The organism is Actinomycetospora succinea (assembly GCF_004363095.1).
Taxonomy (GTDB): Bacteria; Actinomycetota; Actinomycetes; order Mycobacteriales; family Pseudonocardiaceae; genus Actinomycetospora; species Actinomycetospora succinea.
Map to the genome: position 1 here is coordinate 1,139,513 of NZ_SNYO01000001.1, position 18,766 is coordinate 1,158,278.

22 protein-coding genes are annotated in these 18,766 nt (G+C 74.6%); 14 read left to right on the forward strand and 8 right to left on the reverse strand.

Features of this window, described 5'->3' with window-relative positions:
* The first annotated feature begins 4 nt into the window (after nucleotides 1–4).
* From EV188_RS05430 to EV188_RS05470, 9 genes are all read left to right on the forward strand, one after another.
* On the forward strand, nucleotides 5–436 hold the full coding sequence (locus EV188_RS05430) for a VOC family protein (RefSeq protein WP_133825140.1): 432 nt from the start codon (nucleotides 5–7) through the stop codon (nucleotides 434–436).
* A complete protein-coding gene (locus tag EV188_RS05435; RefSeq protein WP_133825141.1) occupies nucleotides 433–1,020 on the forward strand; it encodes a maleylpyruvate isomerase family mycothiol-dependent enzyme in 588 nt (195 codons plus the stop codon). The genes EV188_RS05430 and EV188_RS05435 overlap by 4 nt, the downstream gene beginning before the upstream one ends.
* A gap of 28 nt (nucleotides 1,021–1,048) precedes the next feature.
* The gene (locus tag EV188_RS05440; RefSeq protein ID WP_243741485.1) at nucleotides 1,049–1,753 is read left to right on the forward strand and encodes an alpha/beta hydrolase; all 705 of its coding nucleotides are present in this window, start codon (nucleotides 1,049–1,051) and stop codon (nucleotides 1,751–1,753) included.
* Between the two features lie 22 nt (nucleotides 1,754–1,775).
* Complete coding sequence (locus tag EV188_RS05445; RefSeq protein ID WP_133825142.1) at nucleotides 1,776–3,017, forward strand: NAD(P)/FAD-dependent oxidoreductase; 1,242 nt, start codon at nucleotides 1,776–1,778, stop codon at nucleotides 3,015–3,017.
* Complete coding sequence (locus EV188_RS05450; protein WP_133825143.1) at nucleotides 3,011–3,748, forward strand: DUF1365 domain-containing protein; 738 nt, start codon at nucleotides 3,011–3,013, stop codon at nucleotides 3,746–3,748. Before EV188_RS05445 ends, EV188_RS05450 begins: the two co-directional genes overlap by 7 nt.
* An 18-nt stretch (nucleotides 3,749–3,766) precedes the next feature.
* Nucleotides 3,767–4,294: a GNAT family N-acetyltransferase gene (locus EV188_RS05455; RefSeq protein ID WP_133825144.1), complete on the forward strand. Its 528-nt coding sequence runs from the start codon at nucleotides 3,767–3,769 to the stop codon at nucleotides 4,292–4,294.
* Between the two features lie 4 nt (nucleotides 4,295–4,298).
* Nucleotides 4,299–4,901, forward strand: a complete 603-nt coding sequence (locus EV188_RS05460) for an HhH-GPD-type base excision DNA repair protein (RefSeq protein ID WP_133825145.1) — start codon at nucleotides 4,299–4,301, stop codon at nucleotides 4,899–4,901.
* An 82-nt stretch (nucleotides 4,902–4,983) separates the two neighbouring features.
* Complete coding sequence (locus EV188_RS05465; protein WP_243741486.1) at nucleotides 4,984–5,415, forward strand: DUF3099 domain-containing protein; 432 nt, start codon at nucleotides 4,984–4,986, stop codon at nucleotides 5,413–5,415.
* A 45-nt stretch (nucleotides 5,416–5,460) separates the two neighbouring features.
* Nucleotides 5,461–5,916: a hypothetical protein gene (locus EV188_RS05470; RefSeq protein ID WP_133825146.1), complete on the forward strand. Its 456-nt coding sequence runs from the start codon at nucleotides 5,461–5,463 to the stop codon at nucleotides 5,914–5,916.
* On the opposite strand, the gene EV188_RS05475 is transcribed toward EV188_RS05470, so the two are convergent.
* Together EV188_RS05475 and EV188_RS05480 are read right to left on the reverse strand one after the other, a co-directional pair.
* Nucleotides 5,917–7,470, reverse strand: a complete 1,554-nt coding sequence (locus EV188_RS05475) for a DUF1996 domain-containing protein (protein WP_208113981.1) — start codon at nucleotides 7,468–7,470, stop codon at nucleotides 5,917–5,919.
* 40 nt (nucleotides 7,471–7,510) lie between these two features.
* Nucleotides 7,511–8,740 carry a hypothetical protein gene (locus tag EV188_RS05480; protein WP_133825147.1) on the reverse strand — a complete coding sequence of 410 codons (1,230 nt, stop codon included), beginning with the start codon at nucleotides 8,738–8,740 and terminating at the stop codon, nucleotides 7,511–7,513.
* Between the two features lie 160 nt (nucleotides 8,741–8,900).
* Here EV188_RS05480 and EV188_RS05485 point away from each other — a divergent pair, with 160 nt between their 5' ends.
* Nucleotides 8,901–9,152: a DUF3039 domain-containing protein gene (locus tag EV188_RS05485; protein WP_133825148.1), complete on the forward strand. Its 252-nt coding sequence runs from the start codon at nucleotides 8,901–8,903 to the stop codon at nucleotides 9,150–9,152.
* Between the two features lie 45 nt (nucleotides 9,153–9,197).
* A complete protein-coding gene (locus tag EV188_RS05490; RefSeq protein ID WP_133825149.1) occupies nucleotides 9,198–10,973 on the forward strand; it encodes a DEAD/DEAH box helicase in 1,776 nt (591 codons plus the stop codon).
* A gap of 414 nt (nucleotides 10,974–11,387) precedes the next feature.
* Here the strand turns inward: EV188_RS05490 and EV188_RS05495 are convergent, their stop codons facing one another.
* Nucleotides 11,388–11,582: a DUF7455 domain-containing protein gene (locus EV188_RS05495; RefSeq protein ID WP_133825150.1), complete on the reverse strand. Its 195-nt coding sequence runs from the start codon at nucleotides 11,580–11,582 to the stop codon at nucleotides 11,388–11,390.
* 331 nt (nucleotides 11,583–11,913) lie between these two features.
* On the opposite strand from EV188_RS05495, the gene EV188_RS05500 reads away from it, so the two are divergent.
* On the forward strand, nucleotides 11,914–13,278 hold the full coding sequence (locus EV188_RS05500) for a type I glutamate--ammonia ligase (protein ID WP_243741487.1): 1,365 nt from the start codon (nucleotides 11,914–11,916) through the stop codon (nucleotides 13,276–13,278).
* Here the strand turns inward: EV188_RS05500 and EV188_RS05505 are convergent.
* From EV188_RS05505 to gvpJ, 3 genes are read right to left on the reverse strand one after another with little or no spacing between them, the layout of a single operon-like run.
* Nucleotides 13,275–14,072 (reverse strand): inositol monophosphatase family protein, encoded by a 798-nt coding sequence (locus EV188_RS05505; protein WP_133825152.1) that lies wholly within the window; start codon nucleotides 14,070–14,072, stop codon nucleotides 13,275–13,277. The genes EV188_RS05500 and EV188_RS05505 overlap by 4 nt on opposite strands.
* Before the next feature lie 56 nt (nucleotides 14,073–14,128).
* Nucleotides 14,129–14,416, reverse strand: coding sequence for a hypothetical protein (locus EV188_RS05510; protein WP_133825153.1), 288 nt, complete (start codon nucleotides 14,414–14,416; stop codon nucleotides 14,129–14,131).
* 35 nt (nucleotides 14,417–14,451) lie between these two features.
* Nucleotides 14,452–14,823: a gas vesicle protein GvpJ gene (gvpJ, locus tag EV188_RS05515; RefSeq protein WP_133825154.1), complete on the reverse strand. Its 372-nt coding sequence runs from the start codon at nucleotides 14,821–14,823 to the stop codon at nucleotides 14,452–14,454.
* A gap of 30 nt (nucleotides 14,824–14,853) precedes the next feature.
* On the opposite strand from gvpJ, the gene EV188_RS05520 reads away from it, so the two are divergent.
* Together EV188_RS05520 and EV188_RS31375 are read left to right on the forward strand one after the other, a co-directional pair.
* Complete coding sequence (locus EV188_RS05520; RefSeq protein ID WP_166659721.1) at nucleotides 14,854–16,347, forward strand: glycosyltransferase family 39 protein; 1,494 nt, start codon at nucleotides 14,854–14,856, stop codon at nucleotides 16,345–16,347.
* A gap of 264 nt (nucleotides 16,348–16,611) precedes the next feature.
* Nucleotides 16,612–16,764: a hypothetical protein gene (locus EV188_RS31375; protein ID WP_166659722.1), complete on the forward strand. Its 153-nt coding sequence runs from the start codon at nucleotides 16,612–16,614 to the stop codon at nucleotides 16,762–16,764.
* Here the strand turns inward: EV188_RS31375 and fmdA are convergent, their stop codons facing one another.
* Both fmdA and EV188_RS05530 read right to left on the reverse strand, forming a co-directional pair.
* Complete coding sequence (fmdA, locus tag EV188_RS05525) at nucleotides 16,765–18,015, reverse strand: formamidase (RefSeq protein ID WP_133825156.1); 1,251 nt, start codon at nucleotides 18,013–18,015, stop codon at nucleotides 16,765–16,767. It abuts the gene before it with no gap.
* Nucleotides 18,016–18,080: 65 nt separating this feature from the next.
* On the reverse strand, nucleotides 18,081–18,746 hold the full coding sequence (locus tag EV188_RS05530; RefSeq protein ID WP_133825157.1) for an AmiS/UreI family transporter: 666 nt from the start codon (nucleotides 18,744–18,746) through the stop codon (nucleotides 18,081–18,083).
* Nucleotides 18,747–18,766: the final 20 nt, after the last annotated feature.

An 18,766-nucleotide genomic window follows, 5' to 3' on the forward strand; every position in this document is an offset into this window, starting at 1 on the left:
CCGTGTGATCGCCGTCCACCGCGTCAACGTCTGGGTGCACGACCAGCAGGTCGCCGCCGAGTTCTGGACCGGCAAGGTCGGGTTCGAGCTGCGCGCCGACGCGACCTTCCCGGAGCTCGGCGGGTTCCGGTGGCTGACCGTGGGGCCGCCGGGCCAGCCGGGGTTCGAGCTCGTCCTCATGGCGATCCCGGAGCCGCCTGTCGTGACCCCCGAGCAGACGGAGCTGATCCGCGCGGTCACGTCCCAGGGCCTCGGCGGAGCGATCTTCCTGGCCACCGACGACGTGCGGCGCGACCACGCGCTGCTGCGCGCCCGTGGCGTCGAGTTCACCGAGGAGCCCGAGCCGCGGCCCTACGGCCTCGACGCCGGCTTCCGCGACCCGTCGGGCAACCAGGTCCGGCTCACCCAGACTCGCGAGGACGGAGACACGACATGAGCACGCTCGAGGCACTCGTCGCCCACGAGTTCGCCGCGCTGGCCGAGGCGCTCGCCCCCCTCGGGCCCGAGGGGTGGGCGGCCGACTCGCTGTGCGCCGGCTGGTCGGTCGCCCACGTCGTCGCCCACCTCACGATGGCCGCGCGCTACCCGGCCGACCGGTTCGCCGCCGAGCTGGCGGCCGACGGGTACGACTTCGCGCGGACCTCCGACCGCCTGGCGGAGACGGGGGCGTCGCTCCCGCCGGCCGACCTGCTCGCCGACCTGCGCAGCGACACCATGGCGTCCTTCGCGCAGCCCGGGGGCGGCATGGCGGGGTCCCTGACGCACGTCGTGATCCACGGACTGGACGTGACGGTGCCGCTGGGCCTCGGCCGGGTGTGCGCCGACGAGGCCGCACGGACCGTGCTCCACCAGCTCGTCGGCGCCGGCGACCGCACCGTGTTCGGGGTCGACACCGCCGGCCGCGCGCTGCGGGCGACCGACCTCGACTGGGCGCACGGTCACGGGGAGCCCGTCGCCGGCAGCGCCGCGGACGTGATCCTCGCCCTGAGCGGGCGCCGCGGGTCGGTCCTCGCGCGCTGAGACGGGCCGGCGGCCGCAGGATGGGGGCGTGACCCTGCCGCGCCTCGACCGCGTCCGTCCCGCGACGCGCGGGCCCGCCGTCGGGGCGGTGCTCGTGCTGCACGGCGGACGCCCCGAGGGCCACGACGCCGCCGACGGGCTGCGCCTGCCCTACCTGCGCATGGTGCCGTTCGCCCGCAGCCTGGCCGCCGCGGGCGCCCGCCGCGGCGTGGACGTCGGGCTGCTGCGCTACCGCTACCGCGGCTGGAACGCCCCCGACCTCGACCCCGTGCAGGACGCCCGGTGGGCGCTCCGCGACGTGCGGGCTCGCCTGGGCGACGTCCCGGTGGTGCTGGTCGGGCACTCGATGGGCGGCCGGGCGGCGCTGCGCGCCGGGGGTGACGACGGGGTGGTCGGCGTGGCCGGGCTGGCGCCGTGGATCGAGCGCGGCGAGCCGTACGAGCACCTCGTCGACCAGACCGTCCTCATCGCCCACGGCGACCGCGAGCGGATGACGTCCCCGCAGGCCTCCCGGTGGTTCGCCGGCCGGGTCGCGACGATCTCCGACCGCGTGGCGCGCTTCGAGGTCCTCGGCGACGGCCACACGATGCTGCGCCGCGCCCACGCGTGGCACGACCTGGTCACACACTTCGCCCTCGGCGCGCTCGGGCTCGAACCGTTCACCGAGCCCGTCGCGAAGGCCATGGCGGCCGGGGACCCCGACGGACTGGCGGTCCCCCTGGAGGACCCGTAGCGGTCCGGGGTAGGAGTGTCGCGTGCGGGAACGGGTCGCGGTCGTCGGTGCGGGTGTCTCGGGGCTGACGGCGGCGTACCTGCTGCAGCGCCGCCACGACGTCACGCTCTTCGAGGCCGACGCCCGGCTCGGCGGCCACGCGCACACCCACGACGTCGGCCCGCTCGCCGTCGACTCCGGCTTCATCGTCCACAACGACGTCACCTACCCGCACCTGCTGCGGCTGTTCGCCGAGCTCGGGGTCGCCACCCAGGACTCCGAGATGAGCATGAGCGTCCGCGACGAGACCACGGGCCTCGAGTACGCCGGCGCCCGCGGCCCGAGGGGCCTGTTCGCCCAGCCGCGCAACCTCGCCCACCCCCGCTACCTGCGCATGCTCGCCGAGGTCCTGCGCTTCCACCGCGCCGCGCGGGCCGTGGTCGACGGGACGTCGCCGCTCGGCGAGGACGTCACGTTCGGCGAGTTCCTCGACGCCGGGCGCTACTCGCGGTTCTTCGTGGACACCTTCGCGGTCCCCGTGGTGTCGGCGGTCTGGTCGTCGGGGCCGGAGCTCTCGCGGCAGTACCCGGCGCGCTACCTGTTCGCGTTCCTGGCCAACCACGGGATGCTCTCGGTGGGCGGCTCGCACCGGTGGCGCACGGTCGTCGGCGGCTCGCGCACCTACGTCGAACGGGCCGCCAAGGGCCTCTCGGCGGTGGAGGTGTCGACGCCGGTGCGGGCGCTGGCGCGCTCCGGCGACGAGGTGCTCGTGCGCGACGACGCCGACGTCGAGCGCCGCTTCGACCGGGCGGTCGTCGCCGTGCACGCCCCGGACGCGCTGGGGCTGCTGTCCGCGCCGACCCGCGACCAGGCGGACGTGCTCGGCGCCTTCCGGTACTCGCGCAACGAGACCTGGCTGCACACCGACACCTCGGTGCTCCCGCGCGCCGCCGGGGCCCGCGCGGCCTGGAACCTGCTGCGCGTGCCGGGGGAGGAGCGCGTGCTGGTCAGCTACGACATGACGCGGCTGATGGATCTACCCGGCCCCGACACCCACGTCGTCACCCTCAACGCCACCGACCGCGTGGACCCGACGACGGTGATCGCGCGCATGTCCTACGAGCACCCGGCGTACACGCCCGCGTCGGTCGCTGCACAGCGCCGGCTCCCGGAGCTGAACGACGACCGCCTCGCCTTCGCGGGCGCGTACCACGGCTGGGGCTTCCACGAGGACGGCTGCGCGTCGGGCGTCCGGGCCGCCGAGGCCCTCGGGGTGACGTGGTGACCGCTCACCTGTACGACGCCGAGGTCGGCCACCGCCGCCACGAGCGCCTCGACGACGCGTTCACCCACCGCCTCTACCTGTGGCTCGTCGACCTCGACGACCTGCCCCGCCTGCCGGCGCCGCTGCGCCCGTTCGCGCGGTTCCGCGCCGCCGACCACATCGGCGACCCGCGGCGCACGATCCGGGAGAACCTCGACGCGTTCCTCGCCGCGCGGGGGATCGCGCGCCCGGCGCGGGTGCTCATGCTCGCCCACGCCCGGGTGCTCGGGTACGTGTTCAACCCGATCACCCTGTACTGGTGCCGCGATGCGGACGGCGCGCTGACCGCGGTCGTCGCCGAGGTCCACAACACCTACGGCGGGCGCCACCACTACCTCCTCGAGGTCGACGAGGACGGGCGCGCCCGCGTCGACAAGGACTTCTACGTCTCGCCGTTCTTCCCGGTCGACGGCGAGTACCGCATGCGCGTCCCGGAGCCGGGCGAGACGCTCGCCGCGACCGTCGTGCTGCGCCGCGAGGGCGCCACCGCGTTCGTCGCGACCCTGCGCGGGCGCCGCCGGGAGGCGACGACGCGGACGATCCTGGGCGCCCTCGCGCGCCACCCCGCCGTCACCCTGCGCGTCGCGGCCGCGATCCGGCACCGCGGCGTCCGGCTCTGGGCCCGCGGCGTGCCCGTCGTCGCCCGCACGCCCGCCGACACCGACCGCGGGCTGGGCCAGCTGACCCGCTGACGGGCACACTGGCCCTCCGTGACCGCCTCCCTCACCGTCCGCGTCGCCGAGGCCGCCGACGTCGACTCCCTGCTCGCCCTCGTCCACAGCGCCTACCGCGGCCCGTCGGGGCGTCAGGGCTGGACGTCGGAGGCCGACCTCATCGACGGCCCCCGCACGACACGCGAGCTGCTCGCCGCGGACGTCGCCGACCCGGCGATCACGGTGCTCGTGGCGGGCGACCTCGTCGGGTGCGCCGCCGTCACCCTCGCCGACGGGGCCACCACCGCGTCGTTCGGGATGTTCGCGGTGCGCCCGGACGCGCAGTCGAGCGGCGCCGGGTCGACGCTGCTGCGCGCCGCCGAGGACACCGCCCGCGAGCGCGGCGCGTCGGTCCTGGAGATGTGCGTCATCGACCGGCGCGCCGAGCTCATCGCCTGGTACGAGCGGCGCGGCTACGTCCGCACCGGCGAGTCCCGGCCCTTCCCGTACGGCGAGGAGGGCGTCGGCGTGCCCCGCGACGACGACTTCAGGTTCGCCGTGCTGGAGAAGGATCTGCGAGGCTGACACCGTGCCCGACCTGACCCTCGCCCAGGACACCGAGGCCGACGCGGTCCTGAGCGCCAACCCGCTGGCGCTGCTCATCGGCATGCTGCTCGACCAGCAGTTCCCGATGGAGCGCGCCTTCGCCTCGCCCGCCCTGCTCACCGAGCGCCTCGGCGGCCCGCTGACCGCCGCGGGCATCGCGGAGTACGACACCGAGGCGCTCGTCGCGGCGTTCACCGGCCCGCCGGCGCTGCACCGCTACCCGCGCTCGATGGCCGAGCGGGTGCAGGCGCTGTGCCGGCTGCTCGTCGAGGACTGGGGTGGCGAGGCCGAGCGGCTGTGGACCGACGCCGGCTCGGGACGCGAGGTGCTCGCCAACCTGCAGTCGCTGCCCGGCTTCGGCAAGCAGAAGGCCCAGATCTTCACGGCGCTGCTGGGCAAGCAGTGCGGCGTGACGCCCGAGGGCTGGCGCGAGGCCGCCGGCTCCTACGGCGACGAGGGCTCGCGCCGGTCGATCGCCGACGTCGTCGACCCGGTGACGCTCGGCGAGGTGCGCGACTTCAAGCAGGCCCAGAAGAAGGCGGCCAAGGCCGCGAAGGCCGAGGCGTCGTCGTCGGCACCGTCCTGACTGGCGCCGACGGCGCGCAAGGTTCAGGGTGGCGCATGAGGGCACCCGTGGGGGACGGCCGGTGCTCAAGGAGGCGACACACGTGGTGAACCGACGTCAGGACGACGACGGACAGCCGATCCTGATCACCCAGGCCGCGATCTCGTACGACGAGGAGTTCGCCGCCCGCAAGAAGCGCTACTCGCTGATCATGGCGTGCCGCATCCCGTGCCTCGTGCTCGCCGGCGTGGCCGGCATCGGGTTCAACCTGCCGTGGGTCGCGGTCGCGTTCATCGTGCTGTCGGTGCCGCTGCCGTGGGTCGCCGTGCTGATCGCCAACGACCGGCCGCCGAAGAAGGCCGAGAAGGCCAACCGCTACCGCCGCAGCCACCAGGAGCTCGGCGCGGTCCCCGAGGCGCAGATCATCGAGGCGGCCGAGGCCCTCGAGCGGCGCGACCAGCGCACGGAGTCGCCGCGCCAGCCCCAGCAGGACGCCGCGGAGCACGCGCCCCCGCGCACGGGCACCGAGGGCTAGCACCGCGATACTCGGCCCCGGGAGGTCCGCGACCCGGGGGAGCAGATGACCGTCACGTTCGAGCGTCTCGGACGGTGGTTCCTGGCCGGCGCCGCACTGAGCGCCGGAGCGCTGGTCGTCGTCCTGCTGCTGCTCGAGGGCACCGCCCGGCTGGCGTCGTCGATCGCGCTGGGTGCCCTCGGGGCGAGCCTGCTGATCCAGGGCGTGGTGTGGACGACGCTGCAGCGCCGCTGGTTCGGCAGCCCGGCCGCCCTGCGCCTCACGGCCACGCGCGGGACCCCGGCCCTGGCGCGGGTCGCCGGCGTCACCAGCACCACGAGCGCCATCGGCAACGAGGCGATCCCGGTGCTCGACCTCGACGTCGGCGGACGCCTGGTCCGGCGACGGGTGCGCGTGCCGTTCAACCACGCCGCCGACGTCCGCGTCGGGCGGATGCTGCCGGTCCGCCTCGACCCCGAAGGCTCGCCGGTGATCGTGGTCGAGTGGGACGCCGTGCGCTGATCAGGCGCCGGGCCGCAGCGGGGCGGCGAGCGCCGGGAGGCGCGTGAGCCCGGGGAGCGGCCCGAGGGCGTCCGTGGGGTCGGCCGCCACGCCCGACGCCTCGGGGACGGGCAGCGTCGCCGGCGGGGCGAGCGAGGCGGGGCCGTCGGCGCCGGGGATCCGGGCCGTGGCGGCGAAACCGGGGCGCGCGACCGCCGCGGCGCGCTTCCCGTGGGCGGTCGCGTGCGTGGCGAGCGCGTGGGCGAAGGTCTGCGAGCGCGGCACGCGGTCGGACGACGCGGTGGAGCCCGAGGCGGCCCCGTCCTGCTCGGGGCCCTGGACGCAGCGGCGCGCGGCGTTGATGCACGCGGCGCCCTCCTCGGCGCGGCGCTCCGAGGACAGGTACTCGAGCAGGGCGTGGTCGGTGATCGGGTCGTGCTGCTGCTCGGGGAAGCTGTCGATCGCGAACTGGCGCCCCGGCGGCGGATCGGCGTAGCTCACCGTGATCCGCAGCGCCGGGACCGGGACCAGGTCGTCGTCGCACTCGCCGTTCTCGTCGGGGTAGACGATGTGGGTCGTGTGGTCCTCGGAGTCGAGGTCCTGGCCGTTCCAGCAGCTCGGGAAGTCGTAGATCCGCTGCAGCGCCGACCCCTGCGGGCACATCGTGTAGAGGTCGGTCAGCCGCCCGCCCGCGCCGGTGCAGGTGTACTTGGCGTTGGCGCCCTCGCCGTCGTTGGTGCCGGCCTTGGCCGACCCGGTGACCAGGGCGATGTTCAGCGGCAGCGCCTCGGTCTGCCGGCTGCCGTGGCCGTGGAAGGTGAAGTCGACCGCCGTGGGCTCGACGAGCGAGCCCACGTTCCCGTCGAGGCTGCCGCCGTCGACGCCGACGTCGGGCCCCTGCTGGCGCAGGTCGCGCAGCACGGGCCAGAAGATGGGGGAGCGGTCGCCGTTGGTGCAGGTGGTGGCCGTCTCCTCGAGCGTCTCCTCGTCGGAGGCGAAGTTGGTGCCCTCGTTGCCCGCGTAGTCGTGGGTGTGCTGGGCGCCGTTCCGCTTGCCGGGCGTGATCAGGTAGTTGTCCGAGTTCTTGTGGTCGCTGACCGCGCACCGGATCGTGTAGCTCCCGCCGGAGAACGCGCCGCCCTCGCCCGTGAAGGCCCCGCGCTGCACCCGCTGGATGTCGACGTACTCGTTCGCCGCGGCCCGGCCGGCCTGGTCGCGCCCCGGGAACTCCTCGTCGTCCTCCTGGTCACCGCCGCCGCCCCGGCCGCCGCCCTGGTCAGCGTCCTGATCGTCGGACTGCTCGTCGTCGGACTGCTCGTCGTCGGACTGCTCGTCGTCACCGCCCGACCCGTCCGCGTCGTCCTCCGCCGCGGCGACCACCACCCCGCCGGGCGGGACCGCGGACGGCTCGCCGACCCGGAGGGCGAGGCAGAGCAGCACGATCGCGGCGGCCACGGCGAGGACGGCGACCCGGACGTCGCGCGGGCGGCGACGGGGCTGCTCGAGGACGTCCCAGGGGCTGCTCTCGCGGGGCGTCACGCCACGCCGCCGCCGTCCCCACGCCGACCCGCTCATCGCCCTCCGTCCCTGGAGCCCCTGTCCGGTGTCGCGGACGCTAGCCGCGCGTCCACGCCGCCGGGTGCGCTTTGGCGGAACTCGCAGCGCCCCGCGGCGGCGCGTCCCGGCGGTCGCCGAGCCACGGGTCGGACCCGGGCGGGACGGCGCGCGACCAGGGACCCGGCCCGGCCGGACGGCGGGGTGGGGCCACCACCGGGACCGGGTGCGAGGGCGTGCCGAGGACGCGGACCGGGCCCGAGACCGGCTCGCGCCGGGCCGGGATCGGCCCGGGATCGGGCCCCACGACCACCGGCCCGGACGACGGGCGCACGCGCGCCGGGCGGCCGGGACGGCGCGGCGCCGGGCGCTCGACCCGGATCTCGGTGATCTCGCCGGGAGCCTCGGGGATCGGGGTGCGCTCTGGGCGGGCGACGAGCGCGGGCGGCCCCCACGCGCCGTCGTCGGCGGCCGGTGCGGGATCCGGGGTCGCCGCCGCCCCCGCCCACGGCCGGTCGAGCAGCGGGGGCCAGGGCCAGCGCTCCTCGAGCCCGCGGCAGCGGGCGCACCCCAGCCCCAGCACGAGCCCGAACACGAGGTGGCCCAGCAGGGAGAGCGTCACCGTGGTGACCGTCAGCGGGAACATCAGCCGCTCGCCGCGCGGCGCGACGGCGACCGTGGCGATGAGCCCCGTCCACACCGGGAAGACGGCGAAGACGACCGCGGCGGCGACGGTGGCCCGCTCGCCCCACCGGCGCAGGCCCGTCGCGGCGACGAGCAGGAAGAAGACGACGCCGATGCCGCCGCCGTCGCCGACGTAGCGCCAGAGGTAGCCCACGACCGCGCCGACGCCCGTGGACCCGCCGTCGACGCCGAGGATCCAGGTGCCGACCGTGGGGATGAAGTCGCCCCACCACCCGAGCAGGTAGACCGAGTCGAGGCGCACCGCGTCGTAGACCAGCGTCGCGATCACGCCCCAGATCGCGCCCATCAGCACGATCCGGTCCTCGCCGACGGGGGAGAACACGCCGAGCAGCAGCACCGCGAGTGTCAGCGGCACCACGACCAGCCCGGCCGTGACGTTCATCGGGGCCAGCCCGAACACGTGGACCGAGATCGCCAGGAGGGGCAGCGCCGCCACCAGCAGGTGCAGGCCCAGGCGGCCGAGGCGCACCCGGTGCTCGCAGGCGAAGGCGAGCGCGTCGCGCACGAGCGACCCGGGATCGCCCGGGATCTCCTCGGGCGGGACCACGAACGCGGCGCGCCGGGGCGCGCGGACCGGATGGGTCACGAGGTCTCCTCACCGCCGCCGGACCACCGACGAGGTCACCGTGACAGCCGCGGCGAGGGCGTGGGTGCCGTTTCGCGGGATTGGCCGGGCAGCCTGCGGGAACGCGATCGGGGCCGCCCGGCGTGGGTCCCGTGTCAGGCCGGTGGGGCATCATGGGGGCATGAGCCAGACCGCCGTGCTTCCCGACACCAGCCCGCAGGGGACCGACCGCACGGGCGACGACGAGCCGAAGATGTTCCACTACGTCCGGAAGAACAAGGTGGCCGAGTCGGCGGTCACCGGTTCCATGGTCGTGGCGCTCTGCGGCGAGACCTTCCCGGTCACGCGCTCGCCGAAGCCCGGGTCGCCGGTCTGCCCGAAGTGCAAGGAGATCTTCAACAAGATGCCCCGCGGCGGGGACGACGGCGAGTAGGTCCGCTCCGGCAGGTACCCCGTCCCACTCCGCCCCGGAGGGCCGTTGACCACCCGCGCGACCGGTAGCCCGACCAGCACCGATCCCTCGGGAGCACGACCGCTGCGACAGTGGCAGCGGCGCGCCCTGACCCGTTACCTCAGCGACCGGCCTCGCGACTTCCTGGCCGTCGCGACGCCCGGCGCCGGCAAGACGACGTTCGCGCTGCGGGCGGCCACCGAGCTGCTCGGCGACCGCTCCGTCGACACCGTGACGATCGTCTGCCCCACCGAGCACCTCAAGCACCAGTGGGCCGAGGCGGCCCGGGGCGCGGGCCTGGCCATCGACCCCGAGTTCTCCAACAGCGTCGGGCGCACCTCCACCGACTTCCAGGGCGTCGCGGTGACCTACGCCCAGGTCGCCGCGCACCCGGTGCTGCACATGAACCGCACCGAGGGCCGGCGCACCCTGGTGATCTTCGACGAGATCCACCACGCCGGCGACGCCAAGTCCTGGGGCGAGGCGACGCGCGAGGCGTTCGCCGGCGCCACCCGCCGGCTGGCGCTGACGGGGACGCCGTTCCGGTCCGACGACAGCCCGATCCCGTTCATCACCTACGAGCCGGACTCCGTCGGCGTCCTGCGCTCACGCCCGGACCACTCCTACGGCTACGCCGACGCGCTGGCCGACGGGGTCGTGCGCCCCGTGGTGTTCCTGGCCTACTCGGGGCAGGCGAGCTGGCGCACCAGCGCAGGCGAGGAGATGACCGCCCGCCTGGGCGAGCCCCTCACCGCCGAGCAGAACGCGCGGGCCTGGAAGACCGCGCTCGATCCCAAGGGCGAGTGGATGCCGGCGGTCCTGCAGGCCGCCGACACCCGGCTGACCCAGCTGCGCCAGGGCGGGGTGCCCGACGCGGGCGGGCTCGTCATCGCCACCGACCACACCACGGCCAAGGCCTACGCCACCCTGCTGCGCCGGATCGCCGGCGAGGAGCCGGTGGTCGTGCTCTCCGACGACCCGAAGGCGTCCGGGCGCATCGCCGAGTTCTCCCGCACGAACGACCGCTGGCTGGTCGCCGTGCGCATGGTCTCCGAGGGCGTCGACGTCCCCCGCCTCGCCGTCGGCGTCTACGCCACCAGCGCGTCGACCCCGCTGTTCTTCGCCCAGGCCGTCGGGCGCTTCGTGCGCTCGCGGCGCCCGGGCGAGACGGCCAGCGTCTTCCTGCCCAGCGTGCCGTCGCTGCTCACCCTCGCCAGCGAGCTCGAGGTGCAGCGCGACCACGTGCTCGGCGAGCCCCACCGCCCGAAGGAGGGCTGGGAGGACGACCTCCTCGAGGCGGCCAACCGCACCGAGGACGAGCCCGGCGAGCAGGAGAAGGCGTTCGAGGCCCTCTCGGCGGAGGCCGAGCTGGACCAGCTGATCTACGACGGGTCCTCGTTCGGCACCGCCGCGGGCGTGGGGACGGCCGAGGAGCAGGACTACCTCGGGCTCCCCGGGCTCCTCGAGCCCGACCAGGTGCGGGCCCTCCTGCGGCGCCGCCAGAGCGAGCAGCTCGACGAGCAGGCGGCCCGCGAGCCGGCACCGTCACCGGTGACGACGGCCGAGCAGCCGGACCGGCCGGCCCCCGCCCGCGAGTTCCGCCGCGACGTCGGCGTGGCCGAGCGGCTCAAGGACCTGCGGCGCGAGCTCAACGCGCTCGTCGCGGCGCACCACCACCGCACCGGCAAGCCGCACGGCCAGATCCACGGCGATCTCCGCAAGTACTGCGGCGGCCCGGCGACCCCGATGGCCTCGCTCGAGCAGATCGAGGAGCGGATCGCGACCCTGCGGTCCTGGCGCTGATCGTCGACGGAGCGTGGCCGGTCGGTGACGTGTGGTTCATATCACACACGGTGGCGATCGTCAGCTGTCGCCGTCGTCGCGGTCCGACACGGCGACGACACCGTGTTCACCGCAGCGTCACGATCGAGTGATGATCACGCCGTCACGGCGGGCTCGCCACGGGACGAAGTGGCTGGACCGGATGCGCAGGAGGCGATGGTCCGAGGTCGGACGAGTCGTGATCACCGGCCCCGGACCCCGATCCGGGCAGACCGGACGAACGTCCGCGGGCGGTCGCGGCGTCCGTGATCACCGATGATCGCTCCGGAGATCCGCCCCCACACACGACGACGGGCGGGGACCTCGTGGTCCCCGCCCGTCGCGGTGTTGGTCTCGGTCGTGCTGTTGTCGAAGAAACTGCTGGTCAGCTGGCTGTCATGCGCTCTCTCCGGCCTGCATGTCCACCGACAGCTCCTTCAACTTGGCCTCGTGGGCCCGGGCGTGGTGCCCGCAGAAGAGGAGTTCTCCACCGGAGGGCAGTACGGCGCGCACCTTTGCCGCTGCACCGCAGCGATCGCAGCGGTCCGAGGCGGTGAGTTCTGGCCGGGTCAGGGTGCCGGGCATCGTCATCTCCCTCCGTCGAGGCTTCGGACGTGAGTCCGAGCCCGCGAGCTCCGGTCGAGCGACCGTCGCTTCTCCACTGTGTCAGACGCCGACCGCGACCGCTCGTGTTCACGCGCCGCTTTGTCGTCCGTCACGAACCGCTCATCGGTGGTGAGGGACCGCTTGTTCCGGGGTAGGACGAGAGACCACCCGATCGGGAGTCGATCTTGCGCGACGAGCGGTCCGCGGTCGCCGGGCGCGCCGCGACACCCGGACGGTCACGCGCGGACGTCACCGCTCGGCCCGCGTCGCCCACTAGCCTGGGCCGACCATGCGGCCGGGTGGAGGGAAGGCAGCGGTGGGCGACATCGGGACGCGCGCGGCGGGGCTCGTCGACGGGCTGCGCGAGCGCGGCGTGGCGGGCGTGACGGTCGTGTGGGCGGACAACAACGGCATCCCGCGCTCGCGGACCGTGCCGGTGGGCTCGCTGCCGGAGGTGGCCGAGCACGGCATCGGGGTGAGCACCGTCTTCTCGATCTTCGACACCAACGACGGCATCCAGTACGGCGCCCCGGGACGCGAGACGCCCTCGGGCGACGTGCGCCTGGTGCCCGACCTCGACCGGCTCACGCCGCTGGCCGGCCAGCCGGGCCTCGCGTGGGCGCCGGGCACGCAGGTGAGCGTCGACGGGTCGCCCTGGCCGTGGGACCAGCGCTCGCTGCTGACCTCCACGGTCGACGGGCTCGCGGCGCGCGGCTTCACGGCGCTGGTGGGCTACGAGATGGAGTTCGCGGTCAGCCTGCCGAGCGAGGACGGGGCGGTCGTCCCGGCCTACCGGAGCCCCGCGTACAGCCCGCACGCCCTGCTCGAGATCGACGCGTTCGTCACCGACGTCCTGCGCGACGCCGAGGCGAACGGGCTGCGCATCGGCCAGTTCCACGCCGAGTACGGGCCCGGCCAGGTCGAGCTCTCGCTCGGCGCCGCGGACCCCGTGAGGGCCGCCGACGACCAGCTGCTGGCCCGCCAGACCGTCCTCGCCGCCGCGGCGCGCCACGGGCTGCGGGTCAGCTTCGCGCCGCTGCCGTCGCTGAACCTCGCGGGCAACGGCTGGCACGCCCACACCTCGCTGTGGCGTGACGGGCAGAACCTGCTCGCCGGCGGCGAGGAGGGCCCGGGGACGACGGCGGGCAGCGCCTACATCGCGGGCCTCCTGCGGGACCTGCCCGCGCTCGCGGCGATCACCGCCCCGTCGATCGGGTCCATGGCGCGGCTGCGGCCCGGGTTCTTCGCCGGTGCCTACGGGTTCTGGGGGATCGAGAACCGCGAGGCCCCCGTGCGCTACGTCGCGGGCTCGGAGCTGCTCGGCCTGGACCACGCGAACGTCGAGCTCAAGGTCTCCGACGCCTCCGCGAACCCCTACCTCGCGCTCGCCGCGATCCTCACCTCCGGCGTCGCGGGGGTCGAGGAGAACCTCGTGCCGCCCGCGGCGATCGCGTCCGACCCGGGGACCTGGAAGAAGAAGGAACGGGCCGCGGAGGGCCTCGAGAAGCTGCCCACCACCCAGGCCGAGCAGGAGGGCGCACTGGTGGCCTGCCCGCGCCTCACCGAGCTGCTGGGCCCCGAGCGCCTCAGCGCCTTCCTGGCGGTGCGCCGCGCCGACGCGGCCTTCGCCGCCGACCGCGAGATCGAGGACGTCCTCGCGGCCTGGCGCTGGAGGTACTAGCCCAGCAGCACGTCGAGGATCGCGTCGTGCACGGCGGGCCGGGCGATGAGCAGGTCGGGGGAGTAGGGGTCGTCGGCGCCGAAGGGCAGCGGCGAGCCGTCGAGGCGGGTGACGCGCAGCCCGGCGCCGACGGCGACGGCGGCCGGCGCGGCGTTGTCCCACTCGTACTGGCCGCCCGAGTGCAGGTAGGCGTCGACCTCGCCGTCGACGACCGCGAGGGTCTTCACCCCGGCCGCGGACAGCGCGACCGTGCGCACCGGGAAGACCGCCGCGAGCCGGCGCAGCTCGACCGGCGGGCGGGAGCGGCTCACCGTGATCGTCAGGCCGCGCTCGGGGTCGACCGGGGTGTCCGGCAGCGGCGCGACCGTGGCCGAGTCGGCCAGCTCGCCGCGCGCGGGCAGCGACACGGCGCCGGCGGCGAGGGCGCCGTCGACGACGAGCGCGACGTGCACGCCCCACTCGTCGCCCCCGCGGCCGTAGCCGCTCGAGCCGTCGAGGGGGTCGACGATCCAGAGCCGGTGCGCGCCGCGACGGGGCGCCGGGTCCTGCGTGCCCTCCTCGGAGAGCACCGCGTCGTCCGGCCGGTGGCGCTGCAGGGCGCCGACGAGGAACTCGTGGGCCTCGGCGTCGCCGCGGTACTCGCGGTCGCGCCCCGGGCCGGTGTCGTCGCGGAGCTCGAGGAGCAGCGCGCCGGTGGCGTCGGCCAGCTCGCGGGCCAGGGCCGCGTCCTCGGCGAGGGTGGGCTCGCCGGTCGTGTCGGCGGTGCTCGTCGGCTCGTTCCTCGCGGCACTCACCCCCCGATCCTGCCCGACGGCACGCGGCGGCACCGTGCGGGTGGGGGTGATCCGCGTCAGGGCATCTCGGCCGCGGTGAGGACGCTCGCGAGCTCGTGGAGCACGGCGGCGCGGGCGTCGTCGGCACCGGGGGCGGTGTCCTCGCGCTGGTCGAGCAGCAGCCGCGAGAGGCTCGCGAGGCTGATCACCTGCGCCGCGAACTCCTCCGGTCCGCCCAGCTCGCCCAGCAGCGCGCCGACCGCGTCCAGGTCGCCGGCGTCCATGCCCCGGATCAGCGCCACCGAGCGTCGGTGGATCTCGGCGGGGTCGGTGTCGGGCAGGTCGCTCTGGGGATCGGGCTGCACGGGCGCCAGCATGTCAGTCGCCCCCGGGCCCGGTGCTACCCGCGGCGGCGCCGCTTCTTCTCCTTGCGCTCCTCGCGGAGCTCCCGCCAGGTCTCCTGGCCGGCGTCGAGGACGCCCTTGGTGATCCCCTTCGCGGCGCCCTTGCTCACGTTCTCCGTCATGTGGCCCCCCAGCTCGGTGAGCCCCTTGCCGCCCTTCTCGTGCAGGTCGAGACGGTTGGTGGCCTCGGCGAAGCGCAGGTAGGTGTCGACGCTCGCGACGACGATCCGCGCGTCGATCGTCACCAGCTCGATCCCGACCACCGAGATCTTGACGAAGGCGTCGATCACGAGACCCTTGTCGAGGATCAGGTCGAGCACCTCGGCCAGCCCGCCCTGGGGCGACCGCCGGACACCGGGGGAGGTCACGGCGAGGAGTCTAGGAAGGCGGTACCGAACGTGACCATCGTCCGGACGGCCCCACACGTCCGGCTGCTCGCGGCCGCCCCGTGGGTGATCGGGATCGCGGTCACCCTGCTGCTGCTCGCGGTGTCGGCGCGCTACGGCTTCCACCGCGACGAGTTCTACTACCTCGTCTCGGGCCGGCACCCCGCGTGGGGCTACGTCGACAACCCGCCCCTGACGCCCGCGCTCGCGCGGTGGCAGGCCGCGCTGTTCGGTGTCTCACCGACGGCCCTGCGCGTCGTCCCGGCGCTCGCGATCGGGCTCTGCGTCGTGATCACCGGGCGGATCGCGCGCGAGCTCGGGGGCGACCGCGTCGCCGCGGCGGTGACGGCCGCCTGCACGGCCGGGGCTGCGTTCCCGCTGGCCACCGGGCACATGCTCTCGACGAGCACGATCGACGTCCTCGTGTGGACGGCGCTGTCGTGGCTGCTGGTGCGCGCCCTGCGCGACGGCGGCCGGGTGTGGCTCGCGGTCGGGCTGGTGGCCGGCGTCGGGCTGCTGAACAAGTCCCTGGTCGCCGCGTTCCTCGGCGTCGTGGCGGTCGGGGTGCTCGCCGTCGGGCCGCGGCGGGTGTTCCGCGACCCCTGGCTGTGGGGTGCCGCGGTGCTGGCGCTCGCGGTGTGGGCGCCGCACCTGGTCTGGCAGGCCGCCCACGGCTGGCCGCAGCTGGCGTTCGGGCAGCAGATCGCCACCGTCGGCAACGGCGGCAGCGAGCCCCGGTGGACGTTCCCGCTCTTCCAGCTCATCGAGGTCAGCCCGTTCCTCGTGCCGGTGTGGGTCGCGGGGCTGTGGCGTCTGGTCCGCGACCCCGCGGTGGCCCACGCCCGGGCGTTCGCCGTCGCGTACGGGCTGCTGTTCGTGCTGCTGCTCGCGGCCGGCGGCAAGCACTACTACCTCGCCGGCCTGTACCCGGTGCTGCTCGCGGCCGGCGCGGTCCCCGTCGTCGCGTGGATGCGGCGCGCCCGGGCCCGAGCCCGGCTGGTGACGGCCGTGCTCGTCGCCAACGCCGTGGTCGTGGCGTGGCTGATGCTGCCGATCGTGCCCGTGCGCTCCCTGCCCGGGAGCCCGCAGGTCGCGGTGTCGCCCATCCCCGCCGAGACGGTGGGATGGCCCGCGTTCGTGGCGACGGTGGCGGACGTGAGCCGGGGCGCGCCGCCCGGCACCGTCGTGCTGGCCGGCAACTACGGCGAGGCGGGCGCGGTGGACGTCTTCCGCGACGACCTCGGGGCCGCCGGCCTCCCGCCCGCCTACAGCGGCCAGAACAGCTACGCCGACTGGGGCCCGCCGCCCGAGTCGGCGACGACCGTCGTGGCCGTCGGCTACGACGAGGCGACGTTGCGGCGCTGGTTCGCCGACGTGCGCGTCGTGACCCGGATCGAGAACGAGGTCGGCGTCGACAACGAGGAGCGCGGCGCGCCGGTTGCGGTCGCGTCGGGGCGCCGCGACACCTGGGCCGCGCTCTGGCCGCGGATCCGCCGGTTGGCCTGATCAGCAGCCCTCGTCCTCCGCGCGCTGCTGCTGCTCCTCCTCCTCGAGCGCGTCGTCGAGCAGGCGCTCCAGGCCCTGGATGCTCCGGTGGGGGCCCGAGCGGTCGAGCACGACGGGCTCCTCGGGGACGCCCGCCTCCGCGAGACCCTCCGTGATGTGATGAACTGTGTACAGACTGTGCACACCGGCGCGGTCCGCGGCGACGTGCCGCGGCGGGGGGACCCAGTCCGGGGACCGTGGGTCCCTGTCGTCAGGAGGGTCGTCATGGACCTCATCGTCAGCCACTGGCACTGTCCTCGCTGCGACGTCGGCGGTCGGGACCGCGAGCCCGAGCCGTCGTGCTGGAACTGCGGTGGCGCGGCGGTCGTCACCTCCCGCCCGCGGGTGGACGGTGACGACGCGCCGGTCACCTCCTGATCAGCCGGCCACCGCCGACATCCCGCGGTCGGCCTTGGCCGGACCGGCCGCCGAGGGGCGGATGTCGAAGTCGAAGATGGCGGTCGGCAGGTAGAGCGAGCAGCAGGCGTTCGGGATGTCCACCACGCCGCTGACCCGGCCCTCGATCGGCGCCGAGCCGAGCAGCAGGTACGCCTGCTCGCCGGTGTAGCCGAACTTCTTGAGGTACTCGACGGCGTTGAGGCACGCCCGCTTGTAGGCCAGCGTCGCGTCGAGGTACTCGTTGGTGTCGTCGGCGTCGACCGAGATGCCGATGAACGTGAGGAACTCGGAGTAGCGCGGCTCCACGTTGCCCGGCATGAAGATCGGGTTGGTGGTGACCCCGTAGGTCTCCATGCCGCCCTTGATGAGGTCGACGCCGAAGTCGATGAACCCGCCCATCTCGATGGCGCCGCAGAACGTGATCTCGCCGTCGCCCTGGCTGAAGTGCAGGTCGCCGCCCGAGAGCTTCGCGTCCGCGACGTGCACGGGGTAGTAGACCCGGCTGCCGCGCGTGAAGTTCTTGATGTCGTGGTTGCCGCCGTTCTCGCGGGCGGGCACGGTGCGCGCGCCCTCCCGCGCGATCTGCTCGGCGAGCGACCCGGTGGCCTGGCCCCCGAGCGAGCTCTGGACCAGCGGCGGCAACGCCAGCGGCGGCACACGGTCCGGGTCGCGGTCGATCAGCGCCTGCTCGCGGCGGTTCCAGCGGGCGAGCAGCTCGGCCGACGGCGCGGTGCCGAACAGGCCGGGGTGCGTGATGCCGGTGTAGCGCACGCCGGGCAGGTGCCGCGAGGTCGCGACCTGGCCGTGGAAGTCCCAGATCGCCTTGGCCGCGTCCGGGTACTCGTCGGTGAGGAAGCCGCCGCCGTTCTGCTTCGAGAAGATGCCGGTGTAGCCCCAGCCCTGACCGGGCGCGTCGCCGTACTCCTGGGGACCCTGGCAGGGGCCGAGGTCCAGGATGTCCACGACGAGCAGGTCACCCGGCTCGGCGCCCTCCACCCCGATGGGTCCGGACAGCATGTGCGCGACGCTCAGGTCGACGTCGCGGACGTCGTTGGCGGAGTCGTTGTTGCCGAGCTGCGCGTCGGTCCACTCCCGGCACTCCACCCGGAACTCGCTGCCCGGGCGGACCATCGTGGCCAGCGGGATGTCCGGGTGCCACCGGTTGTGGCCGGGCACGGCCTGGTCGCGCATGGACTTGGACTGGTCGACCTCGAAGACGGTCTCGGGCACGGGCGGTCACCTTCTCCATGACGGGGCCGGCGGTCGCCGACCCGGGGTTGCGGGTGCAGCGGGAATCAGGTCCGGGCGTGGGCCGGGTCGGACGGGGTCTCGACGGGCGCCGGACCGCCCTCGCCGGCCTCCGCCGTCTTCGCCTTCGGCGGGCGCAACGTGGGCAGGAGGACGACGAGCATCACGACGCCGATGGCGGCGAGCACGACGGCGGTCATGGTGGTCGCCGGCCACTGGCCGGTGAGCAGCAGGAAGCCGGGGATCGCCGCGGTGATCCAGGCCTCGAGCAGCGTGACCCAGCCGGTGTAGCGCGTCAGCGACTCCCTCTTGAGGCCGAGGACCAGCCAGAACAGGGTCCAGAGGACGGCCCAGTACAGCCAGATGACGCCGAGCCACGGGGCACCCGCGAGCGTGAAGTTCGCCCACGAGTAGCCGAGCGCGGCGATGGCCACGAACAGCGAGAACCACCCGACGCCGGTGGTGTCGAGCCCGGCGAGCAGGCCGATCCCCACGTACAGGTAGGTGAAGCCGAAGAGGTACAGGCCGGACCCGGTCAGGATCAGCGCCGGGTCACCGTCCGCCGTGAAGATCACGTAGGTCGGTGTGAGGACCTGGAGCCCGCCGACGAACAGGTTCATGACACCTGCGGCCTTGGGCTCGACGAAGCCGAGGAGCAGCAGTCCGTTCACGAACAGGACCGCGCCGACGTAGAACAGGCCGGTAGCTACCACTGGGGGTCCTCCCTGGACGA